Here is a 22,241-nt window from a genome sequence, read left to right as displayed (position 1 = left end):
CATGCCTATCGACGAACTCTTCAGTCTGTATCCGCTGGCCTTTGTGTGCACCGCCCTGCTGTTGGGTCTGGTGGTCGGCAGTTTCCTCAACGTACTGGTCTGGCGCCTGCCGAAAATGCTCGAGCGCGATTGGCGCCAGCAGGCGCAGGATGTCCTCGGCCTGCCGAGCGAAACACCACTGCCGACCTACAACCTGATGCTGCCGCACTCCCAGTGCCCACACTGCGGCCACCGGATTCGGGCTTGGGAAAACATTCCGCTGCTCAGTTACCTGGTGCTGCGCGGACGCTGTTCGGCGTGTGCCGCGCCCATCAGCAAACGTTATCCCCTGACCGAACTGGCCTGCGGCCTGCTCTCGGCATTTGTTGCCTGGCATTTGGGTTTCGGCTGGCCGGCGGGCCTGTTGATCGTCCTTACCTGGGGGCTGCTGGCGATGAGCCTGATCGACACCGAACATCAACTGCTGCCCGATGTGCTGGTGTTGCCGTTGTTGTGGCTGGGGCTGATCGTCAACAGTTTCGGGCTGTTCGTCTCGCTGCACGCGGCGTTGTGGGGTGCGGTGGCCGGTTACATGGCGCTGTGGTCAGTGTTCTGGCTGTTCAAGCTGCTGACCGGCAAGGACGGCATCGGCTACGGCGATTTCAAGCTGCTGGCGCTGCTCGGGGCCTGGGGCGGCTGGCAGATTCTGCCGCTGACGATCCTGCTGTCATCGCTGGTGGGGGCGATTGTCGGAGTGATTCTGCTGCGTCTGCGTGAGCAGAAAACCTCGACGCCGATGCCCTTCGGCCCGTATCTGGCAATTGCCGGCTGGATTGCCTTGCTCTGGGGTGGTCAAATAACCGACTTCTATTGGCAGTTTGTCGGTTTGAAATGAATACCCCTGTGGAAAAACCCTGGATTCTCGGCCTGACCGGCGGCATCGGCAGCGGTAAAAGCGCCGCGGCCCAGCACTTCATCGATCTCGGGATCCATGTGGTCGACGCCGACCACGCGGCGCGCTGGGTGGTCGAGCCGGGGCGTCCGGCACTGGCGAAAATTGCCGAACACTTCGGCCCCGGCGTCCTGCAAGCCGATGGCACGCTGGACCGTGCGGCCCTGCGCAAATTGATCTTTGAAGTGCCTGAAGAACGCCGCTGGCTCGAAGCCTTGCTGCATCCATTGATCGCCGAGGAAATCGCTCACCATCTGGCGCTGGCAAAATCGCCTTATGCGATTCTGGTGTCGCCGCTGCTGATCGAATCCGGGCAATACGCGATGACCCAGCGCATCCTGGTGATCGACGCCCCGCAACAACTGCAGATCGAACGCACCTTGCAGCGTGACCAGACCAGCGAACAGCAGGTCCAGGCGATCCTCAAGGCCCAGTCAAGCCGTGAAGACCGCGTGAGCCGTGCCGATGATGTGGTCGTCAACGACCGCGACCTCGCCTGGTTGCACAGCGAAGTCGAGCGCCTGCATCACTTTTACCTGACTTTATCCGGAGGCCAGTCATGAGCCCTACCACCGTCGAATGCCCAACCTGCGGCGCCCCCGTGGAATTTACCCCCGAGAACAAATTCCGCCCGTTCTGCTCCGATCGCTGCAAGCTGATCGACCTCGGCGCCTGGGCGTCCGAAGAGCACAAGATTCCGGTCGCCCCGGATGCCGAAGACGAAATGTTCTCCGGCGATTTCGACCCGCGTCACTGATCGCGATCAGGGCCGCATGAAGCCGTAGTCCTGATCGTCGTCGAGGTTTTCCGCGAGAAAGCGCAACTCGTCGGCCAGGTCTTCGGCGTTGCGCACCGTCTTGCTCTGTTGCACCACCGCGCTGAGCAAGGCGCGCAAACTCAGGCCCGGATCGAAGCCCACCTCCAGCGCCATGTCCAGACTCTGCCGCGTCTCCTGCCTCGCCCACTCGTAAACACTCATGCCGCTGCTCCTGAAGGAATTTGGCCGAGCATGAAATGCCGCGTGGATGACGGATTTGATGTGGATCAAGACTTGGGATCGTCGTCCTTCCACGGCGCCGAAAGGTAGCGGGTGCGGTTGAAGGTTTCCAGCCACTCGGGGCTGAACACCACCAGCGCGCTGATCACCATGCCGTTGATAAAGGCTTCGGGGAAAATCAGCAGCCACAGGTAGCCGATGAAGTCTTCCAGCCATTCCGGCATGGCGAACAGACCGTCGTACCACAGCAGGCCCAGACTCAGCGTCAGACACAGCAATGCGGACAACGCTGCGGCAAAGAACCCGGAACAGAAGATATACACAAACGGATTACGCGGCTGGGCACGCTCGACGAGGATCGCCACACACTCGGTGATCAAAACCGGCAACAGGATCAGCGACGTACCGTTGACCCCGACCGCCGCCAGATCCTGACGTCCGAGCAACACCAGCCCGAGCTGCGCCACCAGCCCTCCGATGATCGCCAGCGGCCAGTCGAGCAGCAACGTCACGGCGGTCATACCGATGAAGTGATAAGAAACCCCGGTGTCGAAATCCCTGCGCACCATCCACAGCAGAAACAAGGCGAACACCGTGCCGAACAGCAGATGCTGGCGGCGACTGTCAGTGAACAACTCGACCCACGGCGTACGACAGATCGCCCACAACAACACCGGCAGGTAAATCAGCCAGCCGAGTGTCAGGCTCGTCGACGACAGCAGTTCTGCACCGATCATGAATCCCTTACCTTCTCCATGGGTTTAATTCCTTCATCGGAGTCTACACCGCCCTCTTCCGGGCATCAGCCGATGCAAAGCTTTCTGCTTGTCGCATTTGAACGCTAAGCTTGGCCTATGGATGACTCAGATTACTTACGCCTGCTGACCATTGCGGCCGAGCAAGCCAACGCGTTCCTGTCCAATGCCCGCAAATGGGAGCGTGAGCGTTGGGTCTGCCAGCGCCTGCTGCAAGGCTTGAACATTCCCTACCGTGTCGATGAGTTCGCCCCCGCCGGCGAGCCGCCGGACGTGCTGTTTCGCGACGCCAATTTCGAGGTGTTCTTCGTTCTTGATGAAGGGCGCCGACTCAACGACGAATGGCGCGACGAACTGCAACGCCGGCGCAGTGCGTTTTCCCTCAGCCAATTGGTGCGCCGTGAAGCCAAGCCACGGCGGATCCCGGCCAATGAGTTCCTGTTGCGACTGGCGCCGACCTTGCGCAAAAAAGCGCACAACTACAAGGAACGCGGCATGGACCTGGGCGAACTGGACATCATTGCCTTCGCCAGCCTCAAGCGCGAGGTGCTGGACCTCAACAGCCACTTCCCTCCGCCCACCGAATATCTGCGTCAGGGTTGGCGCTCGCTGTCGCTGGTCGGCCCGACCTTCGCCCGGGTGCTGTTCGCCCATCCCGATGCGCCGGACTTTCTGCGCAGCAACCTCGGTCGCAGTATCGTCTTCGATGTCGGGATCAGCCTGTGACGCCGCTGCAGCAGTTGATTGCCGACGTCCCGCAGACTGGCCGCGTACGCTGGATCGGCGTGCGCCCCGAGTCTCGCGGCCCGATGATCGAGCTCGACGCCGTCGAGGCACGGCTCGAAGCCGGATTGACCGGTGACCACGCCCGCCCCGGCGTGCGCAACGCGCGGCAAGTAACGTTGATTCAGTTCGAACACCTGGCGGTCATCAGCGCGCTGATGGGCCGACCTGAAGATCAACCCGTGCGGCCTGAAGACCTGCGGCGCAATCTGGTCATCAGCGGTATCAATCTGTTTAGTCTGAAGGGTCGGCGCTTTCGTATCGGTCAGGCCATATTCGAGACCACCGGTTGGTGCCAGCCCTGCGCGCGCCTGCAAAACAACCTCGGTCCCGGCACCTTTCAAGCGGTGCGCGGGCATGGCGGAATAACCGCGCGGGTGTTACAAAGCGGGATCATTCGCCTCGACGACGGTGTGTCTGTCGAACCGGTTCCGGACAGCGGCTATGCTGCGTTCAACCCCGGTTGAAAACCGCTGTAGCTTCTGCACATTCAGCAACGTCTACCTGACGAGGCCTTTATGACCAGCCGCCTGAACCCCGAAGACCAAAAGCATGTCGAAGAGTACCTGCAACTGTCCCAACACCGTGTCGAGCGCCGGCCTTTTCGGCCGTGGATGCTCCTGGTGCTGGTGCTGGCAGTGACCATTGGTCTGGGCCTGCTGAGCCGACTTATCAGTTACCTGACGCTATGAGCAGCATTGCGCTCGCGAAGGTGATTGCACCGATTTCCTTTAAAAACCTTGCGAGTGATCCCTATGTCCCATCGTATTGTCATTGTCGGCGGCGGCGCCGGCGGTCTGGAGTTGGCTACCCGTCTGGGTAAGACTCTGGGCAAGCGCGGCACGGCCAGTGTGATGCTGGTCGACGCGAACCTCACGCACATCTGGAAGCCCCTGCTGCACGAAGTGGCCGCCGGATCGCTGAACTCTTCCGAAGACGAACTCAACTATGTTGCCCAGGCGAAATGGAACCACTTCGAGTTCCAGCTGGGGCGCATGAGCGGGCTTGATCGCGCGCAGAAGAAAATCCAGCTGGCGGCCACCTACGACGAGAACGGCGTGGAACTGGTTCCCGCGCGTGAAGTGGCCTACGACTCGCTGGTGATCAGCGTCGGCAGCACCACCAACGATTTCGGCACCCAGGGCGCAGCGCAGCACTGCCTGTTCCTCGACACCCGCAAACAGGCCGAACGCTTCCACCAGCAGTTGCTCAACCACTACCTGCGCGCGCATGCCGGGCAGACCGATGTGGTCGAGCAGATCAGCGTGGCCATCGTCGGTGCCGGCGCCACAGGCGTCGAGCTGGCGGCAGAATTGCACAACGCGGCGCATGAGCTGGCCGCTTACGGCCTCGACCGGATCAAACCGGAGAACATGCACATCACCCTGATCGAAGCCGGCCCACGGGTGTTGCCAGCCCTGCCGGAGCGCATCAGCGGCCCGGTGCACAAGACTCTGGAGAAACTCGGGGTCAACGTGATGACCAACGCTTCGGTCAGCGAAGTGACCGCCGACAGCCTGATCACCGCCGATGGCAACGTGATCAAGGCCAGCCTGAAAGTCTGGGCTGCCGGGATTCGCGCGCCGGGTTTCCTCAAGGACATCGACGGTCTGGAAACCAACCGTATCAATCAACTGCAAGTGCTGCCGACGTTGCAGACCACCCGCGACGAAAACATTTTCGCCTTCGGTGACTGCGCCGCCTGCCCGCAACCGGGTTCGGATCGCAACGTGCCGCCGCGTGCGCAAGCCGCGCACCAACAAGCTTCGTTGCTGGCCAAGTCGCTGAAGCTGCGCATCGAGGGCAAAACCCTGCCGGAGTACAAGTACACCGACTACGGCTCGCTGATTTCGCTGTCGCGTTTTTCGGCTGTGGGTAACTTGATGGGTAACCTGACCGGCAGTGTGATGCTCGAGGGCTGGCTCGCGCGGATGTTCTACGTGTCGCTGTACCGCATGCACCAGATGGCACTGTACGGACCGTTCCGCACGGCGATGCTGATGCTGGGCAGCAAGATCGGTCGCGGCACCGAGCCACGCTTGAAGCTGCACTGATCTAAAACTGTGGGAGCGGGCTTGCTCACGAAGAGGCCGTGTCATTCAACATTCATGTCGACTGATACACCGCTTTCGCGAGCAAGCCCGCTCCCACATTGTTTTGCGCAGCTCAAAAATCCAGCAATCGATCTCTGCACATCAGAGCTGGAAGCGCCGCACCATGCCTTGCAGCGCGTTGGCCAGTTGCGACAGTTGGTGACTCGACGCGCTGGTCTGATCGGCTCCCGCTGCCGAACGCACCGACAGGTCGCGAATATTCACCAGATTACGATCCACTTCCCGCGCGACTTGCGCCTGCTCCTCCGCCGCACTGGCAATCACCAGATTGCGCTCATGAATCTCATGCACTGACGCGGTGATGGTTTCCAGCGCCTCCCCCGCGCGCTCGGCCAACGCCAGCGTGGTCGTGGCCCGTGCAGCGCTGGCCTGCATAGAGTCCAGCGCCAGGCTTGAGCCACTGCGCATGCCCTGCACCATCTGCTCGATCTCCTGCGTCGATTGCTGAGTGCGATAGGCCAGCGCCCGCACCTCATCGGCAACCACCGCAAAACCGCGTCCGCTCTCCCCTGCGCGTGCTGCCTCAATGGCCGCGTTGAGCGCAAGCAGGTTGGTCTGCTCGGCAATCGCACGGATCACATCCAGCACTTTGCCGATGTCCTGTGACTGGTTGGCCAGCGATTGCACCAACTCGCCGGTGTGCTGCACGTCGCTGGCCAGCGCATTGATGGCCGACGCGGTGTCACCGACCCGCGCCTGCCCCAGTTGCGCCGACTCACTGGATTGACGGGTGGCATCGGACGTCGACACCGCGTTGCGCGCGACTTCTTCAACCGCCGTGGTCATTTCATTGACCGCCGTGGCGGCCTGTTCGATTTCGTTGTTCTGCTGCTGCAGGCCTTGTGTGCTGTCGAGCGTCACCGCGTTGAGCTCATCGGCAGCGGTCGCCAGTTGCGTGGCCGAACCGCTGATGCCTTGCAGCGTTTCCCGCAGGTTCTGCTGCATGGTTGCCAGCGCCTTGAGCAAACGGCTGACTTCATCGTTACCGTGGGTTTCGATCGGTCGGGTCAGGTCGCCTTGGGCCACACTTTCGGCAGCGCTGACGGCGCTGCTCAGCGGACGGACGATGCTGCGGGTGAGCAACATCGCCAGCGCCACCGTGGCCAGCGCCGCCAGCGCGATGAACAGACTGACGATGGTGCGTGAGGTCTGGTAGTGGTCAGCGGATTTCTGGCTCTCCGCAGCAACCTGTTTGGCGAACAGATCCGCCAGGTCATTGAGCTGCTTGCCGGAGCCGTCGACCACGGTTTTCATATCAACCAGCAACAATTTGGTCAGTTCGTCACGCTTGCCTTGATTGGCCAGGGTGAAGGATTGCGCGATGCCGGTGCGGTACGCGGCGAAGGTTGTTTTGAACTGGTCATAGAGCTGCTGGCCTTCAGCCGTGGTGACCAGTTTGTCGTAGGCGGCGATCTTCTCGCTCAGCTCCTTGTCGCGGGTATCCATCTGGCTGCGGTAAGTCGCGACGTTCTTCGGATCCTGATCAAGCGCCATGCGCAGGGAAATCGTGCGGATCCGCAGCATCAGCTCGCGAATCTCGTCACCACCGCGAATGCTTGGCAGCCACTGACTCTCGACCGCGACCTCACTGTCACGGATGCTCGACATCTGCCCCAAGGCGAATACCCCAAGCAACGCCACCAGGACCGCGATCAGGGCAAAACCCAGTGCGGCACGGGGAGCAATATTCAACTGACGAAGCAACATGACGGACGCCCTTATTCTTGTATTGGCCAGAGTGAAGGGGCGAACAGCGGCAGTCCCCTCTCGTTAGCGGGCTATCGGCAAGTTGTACGATGACTTGAAGGGAATTGTCTTTCGCGGGGACAAAAAAAATCCCCGTATCTTTCGATACGAGGATTTTTAATATGGTCGGGGTAAGGGGATTCGAACTCCTGACATCCTGCTCCCAAAGCAGGCGCGCTACCGGACTGCGCTATACCCCGGTAAAAAAAAGGCGACCTTTCAAAGATCGCCTTCTTCGATCAGCGCTTTTGGCCTCTGATCTTAAGATTCGATCCCAGTGTTACCTGGTTTCAAAAATGGTGGGTCGTGTGGGATTCGAACCTACGACCAATTGGTTAAAAGCCAACTGCTCTACCAACTGAGCTAACGACCCAAAAATGGTCGGGGTAAGGGGATTCGAACTCCTGACATCCTGCTCCCAAAGCAGGCGCGCTACCGGACTGCGCTATACCCCGGTTTGAAATTGGCTCCGTGACCAGGACTCGAACCTGGGACCCAATGATTAACAGTCATTTGCTCTACCGACTGAGCTATCACGGAACTACATATTTCAATTTACAACGGTGAAACTTACAGCTCTTAGACTTCCGTTCGCATCGCTGCGTTCGTGTGTCTGAGGCGCGCTATTCTACAACCTAGAACACCTCTGTCAACCCCCTAAATCGCTTTCAAGTTAATGATTTGCAACTTATTTCAGATTTCAGCTCAGTGAGCTGAGATGCTGCGGGTGACTGACTGCGGGGCGCACTTTACAAGCCTTTTCCTTAGACTTCAACAGCCTAACGAAAAAAAGGCCTCGCAAAGCGAGGCCTTCCTTATTTCATTGGCGTTGCCGCTCAGTCGAAAACGATTTCGTCGTTCACGACATTGCCGGTTGCTGTATCGCCCGGCAGGAAATGCCCCGACAGGATCAACTGCGCCAACGGGTTTTCGATCCAGCGCTGGATCGCACGCTTGAGAGGACGTGCGCCATAAACCGGGTCGTAACCCACGGCAATCAGCTTGTCCATCGCTTCCGGGCTCAGTTCCAGCTTCAGCTCGCGCTCGGCCAGACGACTGCGCAGACGGCCCAACTGGATCTCGGTAATCCCCGCGATCTGATCCCGCGCCAGTGGCTCGAAGATCACCACTTCGTCGACCCGGTTGATGAACTCGGGACGGAAGTGCGACGTCAGCGCGTCCATCACCGCTGCACGCTGGGCCTCACGATCACCGACCAGTTCCTGGATCTGCGACGAACCGAGGTTCGAGGTCATGACGATCACGGTATTGCGGAAATCCACCGTGCGTCCGTGGCTGTCGGTCAGCCGTCCATCCTCAAGCACTTGCAGCAGGATGTTGAATACATCCGGATGCGCCTTCTCGACCTCGTCCAGCAGGATCACCGAGTAAGGCTTGCGGCGCACCGCTTCGGTCAGGTAACCGCCCTCCTCGTAACCCACGTAGCCTGGTGGCGCCCCGATCAGCCGCGCCACGGAATGTTTCTCCATGAACTCGGACATGTCGATCCGCACCATTGCCTCTTCGGTATCAAAGAGGAATTCGGCCAGCGCCTTGCACAGCTCGGTTTTACCGACACCGGTCGGGCCGAGGAACATGAACGAGCCGCTCGGACGATTCGGATCCGCCAGTCCGGCACGCGAGCGCCGTACCGCGTTGGCGACCGCGACCACCGCCTCGTCCTGACCAATCACACGCTGATGCAACAGGCTTTCCATCTTCATCAGCTTGTCGCGCTCGCCTTCGAGCATTTTCGACACCGGAATACCGGTCCACTTCGAAACGACTTCGGCGATTTCCTCTTCGGTCACCTTGCTGCGCAGCAACTGGTTTTCGCTCTTGCCGTGCTGGTCGACCATTTGCAGGCTGCGCTCCAGATCCGGGATCACCCCGTACTGCAATTCGGCCATGCGGTTGAGGTCGCCTTTACGGCGCGCCGCTTCCAGTTCCTGACGCGACTGCTCGATCTTCTGCTGAATCTGCGCCGAACCCTGTACCTCGGCTTTTTCCGAGTTCCAGATTTCTTCCAGATCCGAATACTCACGCTCGAGGCGAACGATTTCTTCCTGGAGTTTTTCCAGGCGTTTCATCGCCGCTTCATCGCTTTCTTTCTTCAGGGCCTGAGATTCAACCTTGAGCTGAATCAGGCGACGCTCCAGACGATCCAGCACTTCCGGCTTGGAGTCGATCTCCATGCGAATACGGCTGGCGGCCTCGTCAATCAGGTCGATGGCCTTGTCCGGCAACTGCCGGTCAGTGATGTAACGATGGCTGAGCTTGGCCGCGGCGATGATCGCACCGTCGGTGATCGCCACTTTATGGTGAACCTCATAACGTTCCTTGAGGCCACGCAGGATGGCGATGGTGTCTTCTTCGCTCGGCTCGTCCACCAGGACTTTCTGGAAACGCCGCTCAAGCGCCGCATCCTTCTCTATATATTGGCGGTACTCGTTGAGCGTGGTTGCGCCGACACAGTGCAGCTCACCGCGCGCCAGTGCCGGTTTGAGCATGTTGCCGGCATCCATCGAGCCTTCGCCTTTACCGGCGCCGACCATGGTGTGCAGTTCGTCGATGAACAGAATGATCTGCCCTTCCTGCTTCGACAGCTCGTTGAGCAGCGCTTTCAGGCGCTCCTCGAACTCACCGCGATACTTGGCACCGGCAATCAGCGCGCCCATGTCCAGCGACAGCAGACGTTTGCCCTTGAGGCCGTCCGGCACTTCGCCGTTGATGATGCGCTGGGCCAGACCTTCGGCAATCGCGGTTTTACCCACGCCAGGTTCACCGATCAGCACCGGGTTGTTCTTGGTGCGGCGCTGCAGAACCTGAATGGTGCGGCGAATTTCGTCGTCACGGCCGATCACCGGATCGAGCTTGCCGTCTTCGGCACGCTTGGTCAGGTCGACGGTGTATTTATCCAGCGCCTGACGCGACTCTTCGTGGTTGGCGTCATTTACCGCCTCACCACCGCGCAGGTTGTTGATCGCGTTTTCCAGGGCTTTTTTGCTCACGCCCTGGCCGAGCAGCAATTTGCCGAGTTTGCTGTTCTCGTCCATCGCGGCGAGCAGCACCAGCTCGCTGGAAATGAACTGGTCGCCCTTCTGCTGGGCCAGACGATCAGCCTGATTGAGCAGGCGCGCCAGATCCTGCGACATGTTGACGTCGCCGGTCGGGTTCTGGATTTTCGGTAATTGGTCGAGCTCTTTGGTCAGCTCTTTGCGCAAGCTGTTGACGTCGAAGCCGACTTGCATCAACAGGGGTTTGATCGAACCACCCTGCTGTTCAAGCATGGCTTGCATCAAATGCGCCGGCTCGATGGCCGGATGATCGTGGCCAACGGCCAGGGATTGGGCGTCGGACAACGCCAACTGTAATTTGCTGGTTAAACGGTCTATACGCATGGGTCACCTTCCTTTTGAGCAGGCCGGACCTAAAAACCATCCTGAATAAAGAAACCTGCCAGATACCACTGTAGATGCGGTCGATTCTGGGAGATTCAAGCGTCAGCGAGTTGATTCAGGTCAGGCAAGTCTAGCGGGTGAGCCAGACAAGGGAGGCGAAACGGCCAGTGCGCGACGCACGGCGGTAAGAAAAGAAGCGTGGATCGGTCACAGTGCAGAAACCGCCGCCATAAACCGCAGTGACACCCCGTTCAGCCAGACGCAGGCGCGCCAGCAGATAGATGTCAGCCATGAACTTGCCAGCATTGTGGCTGGGGGCGAAGGCGGATGCCGCTTCCGGCAATTGATTGACGAAGACTTCGCGGACTTCCGGGCCGACTTCAAAGGCCTTCGGGCCAATGGCCGGACCGAGCCAGACCAGTACGTCCGCCGCAGCGGTGTCGAGATGATCGAGAGTGGCTTCCAGTACGCCCGCCGCCAAACCGCGCCAACCAGCGTGAGCCGCCGCGACGCGAGTACCGGCACGGTTGCAGAACAACGCCGGCAGGCAATCTGCGGTCATCGCCGTGCAGGCAATCCCGGGAGTCGCCGTCCAACTGGCATCGGCGGTGGCAACCACGCCCGGATCAGCATGAGCCACGGCAGTCCCGTGTACTTGCTGCAACCAGGCAGGCTTTATCGAGAAGTGTTCGGTCAGACGCCGACGATTCTCGGCGACTGCTTCCGGGCGATCATCGACATGATCGCCCAGATTGAGGCTGTCGAACGGCGCCTCGCTGACACCTCCCTCGCGGGTGGTGACACAGGCGCTGACGCTGGCCGGCGCAGGCCAGTCCGGCGTCAGCCAGTTCATCCGACGAATGCCTCGCGATCCTGCTTGAGCAGGGTCAGCAGCCAGACGAAGTCTTCCGGCAGCGGCGATTCCCAGCTCATGCGCTCACCGGTGGTCGGATGATCCAGCTCAAGGAAGCGCGCGTGCAGGGCCTGACGCGGGAAGTGCTTGAGCGACTCGACCATGGTCGGGTTCGCGGCAGGCGGAATGCGGAAACGACCGCCGTACGCCGGGTCGCCGACCAACGGGAAGTTGATGTGCGACATGTGCACACGAATCTGGTGGGTCCGGCCGGTTTCCAGTTTGACCCGCACATGCGTGTGGGACCGGAAACGCTCCAGCACGCGGTAATGACTGACGGCCGGCTTGCCGCCTTCCATCACTGCCATGCGCTGGCGCTGCTGACCATGACGGCCGATCGGGGCGTTGATCTTGCCCCCGGCGGTCACGACACCGATCACGATGCACTCGTAGATCCGGCTGACACTGCGGCTTTGCAACTGGGCAACGAGCTTGGTCTGCGCCTGAATGGTCTTGGCCACCACCATCAGACCGGTGGTGTCCTTGTCCAGGCGGTGCACGATACCGGCGCGCGGGACATTGATGATGTCCGGCACGTGGTGCAGCAAGGCATTGAGCAAGGTGCCATCAGCGTGGCCGGCAGCCGGGTGCACCACCAGGCCCGCAGGCTTGTTGATCACCAGGATGTCGTCGTCTTCATAAACGATGTCGAGCTCGATGTCCTGGGCGATCCACTCGCCCTGGGCTTCCTGCTCGGCAGTCAGCTCAAGAATGGCACCGCCATGCACGATGTCGCGCGGGCGGATGACCGCCCCGTCCACAGTCAGGCGACCTTCTTTGATCCAGGCGGAAAGGCGCGAGCGTGAGTGCTCAGCGAAGAGTTGGGCGGCGACTTGATCGAGGCGTTGGCCGCCCAAATCGGACGGCACCTCTGCGCGAAGTTCAATTTTATCGGACATGCTCTGACTGGCGTCGGCACAGCCTTTGGTTTCGGCTGCGCGCTTGTGGTTAAATACGGCGTCTTTTGCCCCGAGGCTTTTCAACGGGGCGCTCATCATAACAGGACGGCCCCGCCCAAGACAGCGGCCGTCATAGGGACGCAAGCCGCCATGCAAGTGAAACACCTGCTGCTGATCGCCATCCTCGCATTGACCGCTGCTTGCTCATCGAAGGAAGTCGTAGACGAAAACCTCAGCGAAGCCGAGCTGTATCAGCAGGCTCAGACTGACCTGGACAACAACAGCTACACCAGCGCCACAGCCAAGCTGAAGGCCCTGGAGTCGCGTTATCCGTTCGGTCGCTACGCCGATCAGGCACAGCTGGAGTTGATCTACGCCAACTACAAGAACGCCGAGCCGGAAGCTGCAAAGTCCGCCGCCGAGCGTTTCATTCGTTTGCATCCGCAGCATCCGAACGTGGATTACGCGTACTACTTGAAAGGTCTGACCTCTTTCGACCAGGACGTCGGCCTGCTGGCGCGCTTCCTGCCGCTGGACATGACCAAGCGTGACCCCGGCGCTGCCCGCGACTCGTACAACGAGTTCGCACAGCTGACCAGCCGCTACCCGAACAGCCGCTACGCGCCGGACGCCAAGCAGCGCATGATCTACCTGCGCAACCTGCTGGCGGCCTACGAAATCCACGTAGCCGACTACTACCTGACTCGTCAGGCCTACGTCGCCGCCGCCAACCGTGGCCGTTATGTAGTGGAAAACTTCCAGGAAACCCCATCGGTCGGCGACGGCCTGGCGGTGATGACCGAGGCTTACCAGCGTCTGCACCTGGACGATCTGGCCGCCACCAGTCTGGAAACCCTGAAGCTCAACTACCCGAACCACCCAAGCCTGCAGGACGGTCAGTTCGTGCCATCGGTCGCCGAAGCCGACAACCGTTCGTTCCTGAGCAAGGCGACGCTGGGCCTGATCGAATCGCGTCCACCGCTGCCGCCGGGAGAAACCCGCGCCAACCAGGACGTGCAGAAGCAGTTCCAGGACGCGAAAGACGCAATCCCGAACGAGCTCAAGCCTAAAGACGAAAACGGTGACGTGATCGAGGAAGAACATCACGAGGCTGAAGGCAACAACGATGACCGTTCGTGGTTCAGCTACATGACCTTCGGCGTGTTCGACTGATCACACCGGACGTTACAAAAAAGGGAGATCTGCGGATCTCCCTTTTTCATGGCTGCGCATTAATAGTCTGTGCGCTTGCCGGCGCCTTGGCTAAACTGCCGAATCATTAGCCGAAAAGCCGCCCATCATGCTTCGTTTACTGTTCTGGATTGTCCTGATTTTCGCTGCGGTATGGCTGTGGCGCAAATTCAAGGCGCCCGCCGCTTCCGCCCAGTCGCCCCGCGAGCATGACGCCGCGCCGATGGTGCGCTGCGCCCATTGCGGCGTGCACCTGCCGCGCGACCGCGCGCTGAACCTTCAACAACAGTGGTATTGCAGCCAGGCTCACCTTGAGCAAGGCCCGGGCACCAGTGATCGCTGAGGCCGCCAACGCCGACAGTAAACAGGCGCAGCGCCTGCTGCGCCTTTATCACCTCTACCGTTTAAGCGTCGGCATCACCCTGGTGTTGCTGATCTCCAGCAACATGGACAACCGCCTGCTGACGTCGGCCGACGACGATCTGCTGCGCAGCGGCAGTTGGTTGTATCTGGTGCTGAACATTCTGCTGGTGGTGTTCCTGGAGAACACCCGCCGCCCGGCGCAGTTGTTCACCCTGGCCTTGGTCGATGTGCTGTTGCTGTGCGGCCTGTTCTACGCGGCGGGCGGCGTGGCCAGCGCCATCGGCAACCTGTTGATTGTCTCGGTGGCGATCGCCAACACCCTGCTGCGCCGGCGCATCGGCCTGCTGATTGCCGCCATCGGCGCACTCGGCATTGTCGGCTCCAGCTTTCTGCTGGGCTTCAGTCACCCCCTGAGCGCCAATGACTATCTGCAAGCCGGGACCCTCGGCGCTTTGTGTTTTGCCGCATCGTTGCTGGTCCAGGGCCTGATCCGGCGTCTGGAAGTCAGCGAAAATCTCGCCGAACAGCGTGCCAGCGAAGTCACCAGTCTTGAAGCCCTCAACGCCCTGATTCTGCAACGCATGCGCACCGGCATCCTGGTGCTCGACGAACAGCGCCGGGTACAGCTGGCCAATCACAGCGCGAAAAATCTGTTGGCCCAGTCGCATCTTGAAGGGCATTTGATCAGCGACTACTCGCCGGCATTGGTCGAGCGTCTGCAGCTGTGGCTGAGCAACCCGACCCTGCGCCCGCAGAGCCTGAAGATCCCCGGCAACGGCCTGGAACTGCAACCCAGCTTCATCGCCCTCGACCAGAGTCCCAACCAGCAAACCCTGGTGTTCCTCGAAGATCTGGCGCAAATCGCTCAGCAAGCCCAGCAGCTCAAACTCGCCGCACTGGGGCGTCTGACTGCCGGCATCTCCCATGAAATCCGCAATCCACTGGGCGCCATCAGTCATGCCGCGCAGCTATTGGCGGAGTCCGAGGAACTCGATAGCGCCGATCGGCGTCTGACGCAGATCATTCAAGACCACTCCCAGCGCATGAACCGAGTCATCGAAAACGTCCTACAACTGTCGCGCCGCCAGCAAAGCGCTCCGCAACGGCTGGATCTCAAACCGTGGCTGGAACACTTTGTTGCCGAGAGCCGCGAGCAGGCGAGCGAGCGCCAGTCGATTCATTTGCGGATCAATTCCGGGGACTTCATCACGTTGATGGATCCCGACCAGCTCACGCAGATTCTCGACAATCTGTTACGCAACGGCTGGCGGCACAGCGCCCTGCTGCACCAGCAGGCCGAAGTCTGGCTGGCGCTGTTCGTCGACCCCGACAGCCAGCTGGCGGTGCTCGAAGTGCAGGACAACGGCCCCGGTGTCCCGTCCGATCAGCAGGCGCATCTGTTCGAACCGTTCTTCACCACCAGCAGCCAAGGCACCGGCCTTGGGCTTTATCTGTCCCGTGAGCTGTGCGAAAGCAACCAGGCGCGCCTAGACTTCAAACCACGCCAAGGCGGCGGCTGCTTTCGCATCACCTTTGCTCACGGACGGAAACAAAGTTGAACACGAGCCCACGGCAAAAAATCCTCATCGTCGACGACGAACCGGATATCCGCGAACTCCTGGAAATCACCCTGGGACGGATGAAACTCGACACCTTCAGTGCTCGCAACCTCGGCGAAGCCCAGGCACTGTTGCAGCGCAATGCGTTCGACCTGTGCCTGACCGACATGCGCCTGCCCGACGGCACGGGGCTGGACCTGGTGCAGCACATCCAGCAACGTTATCCACAACTGCCGGTGGCGATGATCACCGCGTATGGCAGCCTGGAAACCGCGATTAATGCGTTGAAGGCCGGGGCCTTCGACTTCCTCACCAAACCGGTTGATCTCACGCGCCTGCGTGAACTGGTCAGCACCGCACTGCGCATGCCGGCGGCGGGTGGCGCTGTATCGTCGATAGATCGGCGCCTGCTTGGCGACTCGCAGCCCATGCGCGACCTTCGCAAACAGATCGACAAATTGGCGCGCAGTCAGGCACCGGTCTACATCAGCGGCGAATCGGGCAGCGGCAAAGAGCTGGTCGCGCGGTTGATCCACGAACAAGGGCCGCGCGCGCAACAGCCGTTTGTACCGGTCAACTGCGGGGCGATCCCTTCAGAGCTGATGGAGAGCGAATTTTTTGGCCATCGCAAAGGCAGCTTTACCGGCGCGGTGGACGACAAACCGGGGCTGTTTCAGGCCGCGCACGGCGGCACCCTGTTTCTCGATGAAGTGGCGGATCTGCCGCTGTCGATGCAAGTCAAGCTGCTGCGGGCGATTCAGGAAAAAGCCGTGCGCAGCGTCGGCGGCCAGCAAGAAACCGTGGTCGATGTGCGCATTCTGTGCGCCACACACAAAGACCTGGAAGCGGAAGTCGCCGCCGGGCGCTTTCGCCAGGACCTGTATTACCGCTTGAATGTGATCGAACTGCGCGTGCCGTCCCTGCGCGAACGGCGCGACGACATCGAAGTGCTGGCCACGCACATGCTCCAGCGTCTGGCCAGCAACAGTGGCCAGCCGGCAGCCCAATTGCACCCGCAAGCGCTTGAAGCACTGAAGCGTTATCGTTTTCCCGGAAATGTGCGAGAACTGGAGAATGTCCTCGAACGCGCGCACACGCTGTGCGAAAACCAGGTGATCGAGGCTGCGGATTTGCGCTTGAGCGAAGGCAATTGCGCAGTCGAGGACGGTATTGCCGACCTGACGCAAATCGACAACCTTGAGGATTATCTGGAGAACGTCGAGCGCAAGCTGATCCTGCAGGCGCTGGAGGAAACGCGCTGGAATCGCACGGCGGCGGCGCAGCGCTTGAGTTTGTCGTTCAGGTCGATGCGTTATCGGCTGAAGAAACTCGGTCTGGATTGAGGGCCCCTTCGCGAGCAAGCCCGCTCCCACATTGGATTTTGTGATCGACAAAGATCAACTGTGGGAGCGAGCCTGCTCGCGAAAGCGATCTGCCAGGCTACAGAGAAATATCTGACTAAATGCGACCTGCAGGCGCATACGGCGCCGGATCGATAATCGGCGCACGCCCCAACATCATATCGGCAAACAACTGACACGACGCCGGCGCCAGCACCAGGCCATTGCGGTAATGCCCGCAGTTCAGCCACACCCCCTCAAACCCCGGCACGCGGCCGATATACGGGATTCCCTCAGGCGAGCCCGGGCGCAAACCGGCCCAGTGCCCCACCACTTCGGCCTCCGCCAGCGCCGGCAGCAGCTCGACGGCCGAAGCCTTGAGGCTCTGCAACGCGACATCGGTCGGCGTCTTGTCGTAGCCTTCGTGCTCCAGCGTACTGCCGATCAGAATGTGCCCGTCGCGACGCGGAATCGCATAACGCCCCTTGGCCAGCACCATGCTCGACAGGAAATCCGCTGCGCATTTGTAGAGAATCATCTGGCCCTTGACCGGCTCCACCGGCAGCGTCAGGTCCAGCGTCTTGAGCAGATCACCGCTCCATGCCCCGGCCGTCAGCACCACCTGATCGCCACTGATCACGCCTTTGGACGTCTCGACGCCAACCACCCGCTCGCCTTCGCGAACAAACCCGCTGACTTCGCATTGCTCGTGAATCGTCACGTTCGGCAGCGCCAGCAAAGCGGCTTTCAATGATTTGACCAGACGCGGGTTACGCACATTGGCCACATCGGCCATGTAGATCGCCCGGGAGAACCCGCCGCCCAACACCGGCACTGCGTCGTGCGCCGCCGAGATATCCACAGCCCGCAGCGGACGGTTTTTCCGCTCGGCCCAAGCCAGCGCCTCGGCTTCATCCTCCAGATCCAGCCAATACAGGCCGGTGGTGTGCACTTCGGGATCAACCCCGGTATCGGCAAACAGCCGCTCGCCCAGCTGTGGATAAAAATCCTGCGACCAATGCGCCAGCGCGGTGACTGCCGGGCTGTAGCGCCACGGGTACAGCGGTGAAACGATACCGCCGCCCGCCCAGGACGATTCCTGGCCGACGTTCGAGCGATCCAGCAGCACCACGCTGCGCACTTCGGAGGCGAGGTTGTAGGCGGTCAGCAGGCCAATCACCCCGCCACCGACAATCACCACTTGCTGTTGCCTGGTCATGTTTGATCCAACCGTAAAAAAGACAGTGGGCGCAAAAAGGCGCCCTTAAGAAGGTACCTCAGCGGCCCCAGCAATCCTTGGTGGTCAGCCCGGTGGTAGCGTTGTTCATGCTTCTGACGCCGGTGTTGGTCAGGGTGAAGTCCCCGCACTTGTCGGTGGCCATGGCAGTGCCGGCCTTGCGGGTGGCCGTCAGCAGGAAGGTCTGATCAGCGATCGTCGGGGTGATGGTATAGAAATCATTGCCCGCGCTCAGACCAGTGATACCGGTGTAGACGTTGTTTTTGGTATAGAAACGCTCGAGGCTCTGCGCCTGCTCCGAGAGCAGCGACACCACTTCGGCACGTCGGCCCTTTTTCAGGTATTCGGTGTAGCTCGGTGCGGCGATGGTGATGATGATCCCGATGATCGCAATCACGATCATGATTTCGATCAGGGTGAAACCTCGGTTGAATCTGCGCATGCCTCAAACTCTCACTTACTGTATTTGTCGCCACATGATACGCCGGCTGCCGCCGCCGGATTTTTCCACCAGTGTGGTGACAGTGCCACTGGAATCGTTGACGATCTTGCGCGTCGCGCCATTGACGATGGCGTTCAGGGTGGGGATCCCGCCGGTGAACACCACGCCGCTGGAAAACGTGTCGTTGCTGTCGACCACGCCATCGGCGTTGGTGTCGAGCACCGCGTAGTTGAGCATCTTACCGCTGAACGCATCGAGTTCGACCAGTTTGCCGGTGCCGAAACTGGCACACGGGTCGGTGGTGTCGACACTGGCGGTGGTAAACACGATGCGTCCGAGCACCAGACTGGCCTGATTGATCACCCGCTCGCCGGTCAGCACGTTGTTGTACACCAATGGCAGGTACCAGCCCTTCTCCCCCGGATAGGTCGTGTCGTTCTGGCTGGTGGTGATGAACTGCCCGGTGCTGCCGGAGAACACTCCAGTCACTGCCTGCGCCTGCAGGCTGCTGACCGTCAGTTGCCCGGAACCGCCGTCGGCATCCCACACCGAATAAAATGCCTGCAGATCCTTGTTGGTCTTGTCGGCGGTCTCGTTGAATTTGCCGGTGCCGACGAAGATCTGTTTGCCCCCCAGCGAATTGTCCGCCAGCAGCGGCTGCGCGGTGATCGGTTGAGTCGCCCCGCCCGCCGTGGTGAACAGCGGCTTACCGGAAAACGCCACGCCCCAACTGTCGGTCGATGTCGCGCTCAGATCGAATTTCCACAAGCGACCCTTCAAGTCACCGCCGTAAGCGGCCTGCACCACGTTCGACGAATTGACCTTGAGCTTCACCGACGACAGGCCATTGGTGGTTTCGGTGCTGTCGATCACGATCTTCTTGATCAACGAACCGTCACGCACATCCAGCACATACAACGCCGCCACCCCGGAGCTGCTGCCATAACCATTGGCAATGAACGCCGCCCAGCGACCATCGGCCAAGCGTGCCACTTCCGGCCGGGCATAGGCGTAACCCAGATCATTGAATGCGTTGGCGGTGTTAGCCGTGGCAGGTGCACTGACTTCCCACAGGGCATTGAGCACATTGCCCGCCGACGCGTCGAACAGTTGCAGCGCATAGAAAGTCTTGCCGCCAGCACCGGTACCGCCGATGGCCAGGGTTTTCCAGGCGCTGTTGATTTGCGCGTCATACACACCGACCTGACCGTCCACCAGAAACTTGTGGCTGACGCCATTGATGTAAGCCGGGTCGGCAATCAGCCGCAGCGACGGCAACACGCTGGACGGCATGTAGGCATAACGCCGGGTGCCGTTAGCCGAGTTGATCACGTTGACGAAACCGTCGTTGGCATTCACCACCAGATTCGAATTCATGTTCGCCGCTTTGGTGGTCAGGTACGTAGTGTAGGTGGTGTCACCCGAAAGGTCGGAGGCGGTTTTGTCGCTGGGCGAGGCCAGCACCAGCGGCGAGTTGATGATGTCGCCGAGCAATACGCTGCGCACTTTCAGCCCGGTCTTGTTGGTGCCCTTGCTCCACTCCACCAGATCGCTGCCGCTGATACCGGTGGGCAGGCTCTGGCTGAGCGTCGTCTGTTGGGCTGCGGAAAAGTTGCCATAGGCCAGGGTGACGGCGGCGTTACTGGAGGTGTTCCACGATTGATAGGTTGGAGCGGTCGCGCCCGGCACGATCGTGGTATCGGTGGTCCACAGGGCTGTCGAAGTATTCACCGCGCCGGCCGAGGTGAAGCCGAAAGACTTGATCGTCCCGCGCCAGTCCTTGGGATCGTAGCTGGTCTGGAAATAACTGGTGCCACTGGCCAGCGTGGTACCGCTGGTGACCCCGCTGCCGCCGGAACCGGCCTTGGAAGTGATGTCGCTCAACGCCGAGGACAGCGCGGTGTTGAGACCGGCGCTGTCGGTGGCTTGGTAATACCTGCCCTGCCCGTAAGCGGCGGCGTCCGACAGCATGTCGTTGTCGGCGGTAAAACCCACGGTGTAGGTGTTCATGTTCTGTTTGGGAAAATCCACGGCATTCCAGCTTTTGCCAGCGGCGTCAGTCCCCGTGGAACGCATGTCGATGTCGAAGGCGAATTTGGCAATGTCATCCAGATACAGCGTGTCACCCTCGTTATCGCCATTGAGGTTGTTGCCGTCATTGTTGATACCGTCCCAGTTCGGCAGGCGACTGCCACCCAACGGATCATTGGTGGGAAACGTGCGGTCGTAGGTCGGCAAACCGTCGGTGATCACCACGCCGTAGTTCTTTTGGCAGCGGTACTGAATCGGGCTGGTGTAGGTCGCCGGCGTACTGTTGTAGTAAGGCGCCATGCCACGCATGTAGCGGGTGATTTCGTAATAGGTTTCTGCCAGCGGCGTATTGGCCACGGCGCTCAAACCGTTGATCGAAGAAATCAGCGCGTTGTAGTTGGCGTCGGCCTGCGCCTGGGTCACGCTGCCGGAGACCGGGGACAGGTCGCTGATCGATCGCGCGATATATCCGCCATTGCCCGAATTGTTACTGGTGGCCGGATTGAAGGTCGACAGGCCCATGCGCAAGGTACGGTTGCTGGTGACCAGCGCGGTGGACACATTGCGCGCGACGTTGATCCGATAGTCGTTGGGAATTGCCCCGTTGGTGAAGTCGCGGGTGCCGTTGTTGATCGCCAGCCCGACAACGTAGGCGATGTAGTCCCCGGTGTAGCGGGTGTTGCCGCCACCCACCGGATCCGGCAGTTTCAGGCATAGCGGCGCGATACTGTTGTTGTAAAAGGCATAGGCCCCACCGGAACAACCCGAGGTCGGCAGGCTCGAGAGAAACACCGAATCACCAGTGATGGCAGTAGAACTCAGGCACAGTCCGAGCAACGCGTTGCACTGCCGGGCGGGTGTGCGATCAACGCCGGGGTCGAATCCTGGCGCATAAATAATGCTGTTCATACTGCCGGAATCATCGATCAGCAACATCACGTTGGGCGGCACCGCTGCAGCGCTCAACAGTGGCGAGTCGGACGGCGTGAACGCGTAGGCCGGTGCCGCCAGATACAAGCTCAGCAGCATGCCGGTCAATAACGTCCAGCAGCGCTTAATACTTCGCATAGACGCTCTCCACCACACTGCGCGAAGTACCGGCGATGCCGACTGCCGTAACTCGATACAGCGTCGCCGAAGTGTTGCTCGGCACGTTGACCGCGGTCAGGGTGGTGCCAATGTTCTGCACACCATAAAAGCCGTTACCGGCAGCGATCCACGTAACTCCGGAAGTCGAATTGAACCCCGCCGCGCTGACCACAGAAGACTCCGCCGGCGGCGCACATTGCGTGGTACTGGCGCACACCGCCAGCGAATAACTGTCGAGTTGCACCGCACTCTCGCCGATACGCAACGCCGCCTCGGCGGTTTGGAACGACTGATTGCGCAGGCTGACACTGCCGGCCATTTTTTCCTGCAGGTTGGCGCTCTGCATCGACGATAGCCCGATCAAGGTCAGCAGCAACAGAAACACCAGACTGACCAGCAACACCATGCCGCGCTGGTTTTGCCGCTGGTTGAAAGTCATCTTCATCGGCC

The 22,241-nt window shown here is 60.5% G+C and carries 21 protein-coding genes, 4 tRNA genes and 1 pseudogene; 11 read left to right on the top strand and 15 right to left on the bottom strand.

Going from position 1 to position 22,241, the window contains the following annotated elements; genetic code table 11:
* Window position 1 precedes the first annotated feature (1 nt).
* The 3 genes from CRO59_RS19670 to yacG are packed head-to-tail and all read left to right on the top strand — an operon-like array spanning window position 2 to window position 1,688.
* Entirely contained in the window at window positions 2–874 is an 873-nt protein-coding gene (locus CRO59_RS19670) for an A24 family peptidase (protein WP_097089227.1), read from the top strand.
* The gene (coaE, locus tag CRO59_RS19665; RefSeq protein ID WP_086792846.1) at window positions 871–1,494 is read left to right on the top strand and encodes a dephospho-CoA kinase; all 624 of its coding nucleotides are present in this window, start codon (window positions 871–873) and stop codon (window positions 1,492–1,494) included. Before CRO59_RS19670 ends, coaE begins: the two co-directional genes overlap by 4 nt.
* Window positions 1,491–1,688 (top strand): DNA gyrase inhibitor YacG, encoded by a 198-nt coding sequence (gene yacG / locus CRO59_RS19660; RefSeq protein ID WP_003228296.1) that lies wholly within the window; start codon window positions 1,491–1,493, stop codon window positions 1,686–1,688. Before coaE ends, yacG begins: the two co-directional genes overlap by 4 nt.
* A 6-nt stretch (window positions 1,689–1,694) precedes the next feature.
* Here the strand turns inward: yacG and CRO59_RS19655 are convergent, their stop codons facing one another.
* Window positions 1,695–1,910: a hypothetical protein gene (locus CRO59_RS19655; RefSeq protein ID WP_003228298.1), complete on the bottom strand. Its 216-nt coding sequence runs from the start codon at window positions 1,908–1,910 to the stop codon at window positions 1,695–1,697.
* Between the two features lie 65 nt (window positions 1,911–1,975).
* A complete protein-coding gene (locus tag CRO59_RS19650; protein WP_027614113.1) occupies window positions 1,976–2,665 on the bottom strand; it encodes an energy-coupling factor ABC transporter permease in 690 nt (229 codons plus the stop codon).
* A gap of 117 nt (window positions 2,666–2,782) precedes the next feature.
* On the opposite strand from CRO59_RS19650, the gene CRO59_RS19645 reads away from it, so the two are divergent.
* From CRO59_RS19645 to CRO59_RS19630, 4 genes are all read left to right on the top strand, one after another.
* Complete coding sequence (locus CRO59_RS19645; RefSeq protein ID WP_025108806.1) at window positions 2,783–3,409, top strand: DUF1780 domain-containing protein; 627 nt, start codon at window positions 2,783–2,785, stop codon at window positions 3,407–3,409.
* Complete coding sequence (locus CRO59_RS19640) at window positions 3,406–3,933, top strand: MOSC domain-containing protein (protein WP_096795222.1); 528 nt, start codon at window positions 3,406–3,408, stop codon at window positions 3,931–3,933. The genes CRO59_RS19645 and CRO59_RS19640 overlap by 4 nt, the downstream gene beginning before the upstream one ends.
* Before the next feature lie 51 nt (window positions 3,934–3,984).
* Window positions 3,985–4,158: a DUF3094 family protein gene (locus CRO59_RS19635; RefSeq protein WP_003228304.1), complete on the top strand. Its 174-nt coding sequence runs from the start codon at window positions 3,985–3,987 to the stop codon at window positions 4,156–4,158.
* A gap of 63 nt (window positions 4,159–4,221) precedes the next feature.
* Window positions 4,222–5,520 carry an NAD(P)/FAD-dependent oxidoreductase gene (locus CRO59_RS19630; RefSeq protein ID WP_047600277.1) on the top strand — a complete coding sequence of 433 codons (1,299 nt, stop codon included), beginning with the start codon at window positions 4,222–4,224 and terminating at the stop codon, window positions 5,518–5,520.
* Between the two features lie 141 nt (window positions 5,521–5,661).
* On the opposite strand, the gene CRO59_RS29310 is transcribed toward CRO59_RS19630, so the two are convergent.
* The 9 genes and pseudogenes from CRO59_RS29310 to rluD all read right to left on the bottom strand — a co-directional run bounded on the left by CRO59_RS29310 (window position 5,662) and on the right by rluD (window position 12,539).
* Window positions 5,662–6,525, bottom strand: a complete 864-nt coding sequence (locus CRO59_RS29310; RefSeq protein WP_371917823.1) for a methyl-accepting chemotaxis protein — start codon at window positions 6,523–6,525, stop codon at window positions 5,662–5,664.
* Window positions 6,517–7,287 (bottom strand): annotated as a pseudogene (locus CRO59_RS29305) (MCP four helix bundle domain-containing protein); the annotation flags it as partial. The gene CRO59_RS29310 and the pseudogene CRO59_RS29305, both read right to left, overlap by 9 nt.
* 162 nt (window positions 7,288–7,449) lie before the next feature.
* Window positions 7,450–7,526, bottom strand: a tRNA-Pro gene (locus CRO59_RS19620).
* Window positions 7,527–7,623: 97 nt separating this feature from the next.
* Window positions 7,624–7,699, bottom strand: a tRNA-Lys gene (locus tag CRO59_RS19615).
* A 5-nt stretch (window positions 7,700–7,704) separates the two neighbouring features.
* Window positions 7,705–7,781, bottom strand: a tRNA-Pro gene (locus CRO59_RS19610).
* 9 nt (window positions 7,782–7,790) lie between these two features.
* Window positions 7,791–7,866: transfer RNA gene (locus CRO59_RS19605), tRNA-Asn, on the bottom strand.
* 296 nt (window positions 7,867–8,162) lie between these two features.
* Window positions 8,163–10,727: an ATP-dependent chaperone ClpB gene (gene clpB / locus CRO59_RS19600; RefSeq protein WP_097089230.1), complete on the bottom strand. Its 2,565-nt coding sequence runs from the start codon at window positions 10,725–10,727 to the stop codon at window positions 8,163–8,165.
* Between the two features lie 130 nt (window positions 10,728–10,857).
* Window positions 10,858–11,580: a peptidoglycan editing factor PgeF gene (gene pgeF / locus CRO59_RS19595; protein ID WP_097089232.1), complete on the bottom strand. Its 723-nt coding sequence runs from the start codon at window positions 11,578–11,580 to the stop codon at window positions 10,858–10,860.
* Window positions 11,577–12,539: a 23S rRNA pseudouridine(1911/1915/1917) synthase RluD gene (gene rluD / locus CRO59_RS19590; RefSeq protein WP_007963852.1), complete on the bottom strand. Its 963-nt coding sequence runs from the start codon at window positions 12,537–12,539 to the stop codon at window positions 11,577–11,579. The genes pgeF and rluD overlap by 4 nt, the downstream gene beginning before the upstream one ends.
* Before the next feature lie 150 nt (window positions 12,540–12,689).
* On the opposite strand from rluD, the gene CRO59_RS19585 reads away from it, so the two are divergent.
* The 4 genes from CRO59_RS19585 (at window position 12,690) to CRO59_RS19570 (ending at window position 16,995) form a co-directional block, all read left to right on the top strand.
* Entirely contained in the window at window positions 12,690–13,712 is a 1,023-nt protein-coding gene (locus CRO59_RS19585) for an outer membrane protein assembly factor BamD (protein ID WP_027612809.1), read from the top strand.
* Between the two features lie 127 nt (window positions 13,713–13,839).
* Entirely contained in the window at window positions 13,840–14,073 is a 234-nt protein-coding gene (locus CRO59_RS19580; protein WP_097089235.1) for a PP0621 family protein, read from the top strand.
* Entirely contained in the window at window positions 14,063–15,652 is a 1,590-nt protein-coding gene (locus tag CRO59_RS19575; RefSeq protein ID WP_097089237.1) for a PAS domain-containing sensor histidine kinase, read from the top strand. Before CRO59_RS19580 ends, CRO59_RS19575 begins: the two co-directional genes overlap by 11 nt.
* A complete protein-coding gene (locus tag CRO59_RS19570) occupies window positions 15,649–16,995 on the top strand; it encodes a sigma-54 dependent transcriptional regulator (RefSeq protein WP_097089238.1) in 1,347 nt (448 codons plus the stop codon). Before CRO59_RS19575 ends, CRO59_RS19570 begins: the two co-directional genes overlap by 4 nt.
* Window positions 16,996–17,110: 115 nt before the next feature.
* Here CRO59_RS19570 and thiO read toward each other — a convergent pair whose 3' ends face one another.
* Genes thiO through CRO59_RS19550 form a run of 4 tightly spaced genes read right to left on the bottom strand, consistent with a single transcriptional unit; the run spans window position 17,111 to window position 22,236 of the window.
* Entirely contained in the window at window positions 17,111–18,211 is a 1,101-nt protein-coding gene (gene thiO, locus CRO59_RS19565; protein ID WP_097089241.1) for a glycine oxidase ThiO, read from the bottom strand.
* 58 nt (window positions 18,212–18,269) lie between these two features.
* Window positions 18,270–18,671: a type IV pilin protein gene (locus tag CRO59_RS19560; RefSeq protein ID WP_097089243.1), complete on the bottom strand. Its 402-nt coding sequence runs from the start codon at window positions 18,669–18,671 to the stop codon at window positions 18,270–18,272.
* Window positions 18,672–18,686: 15 nt separating this feature from the next.
* The gene (locus CRO59_RS19555) at window positions 18,687–21,770 is read right to left on the bottom strand and encodes a pilus assembly protein (protein ID WP_097089245.1); all 3,084 of its coding nucleotides are present in this window, start codon (window positions 21,768–21,770) and stop codon (window positions 18,687–18,689) included.
* Window positions 21,757–22,236, bottom strand: a complete 480-nt coding sequence (locus CRO59_RS19550; RefSeq protein WP_027612816.1) for a PilX N-terminal domain-containing pilus assembly protein — start codon at window positions 22,234–22,236, stop codon at window positions 21,757–21,759. The genes CRO59_RS19555 and CRO59_RS19550 overlap by 14 nt, the downstream gene beginning before the upstream one ends.
* Window positions 22,237–22,241 lie beyond the last annotated feature (5 nt).

The organism is Pseudomonas sp. LAMO17WK12:I5, from assembly GCF_900215165.1.
Classification (GTDB): domain Bacteria; phylum Pseudomonadota; class Gammaproteobacteria; order Pseudomonadales; family Pseudomonadaceae; genus Aquipseudomonas; species Aquipseudomonas putida_A.
Note: the sequence above shows the minus strand (reverse complement) of the source record. Positions and strands in the feature narration are given on the sequence as shown.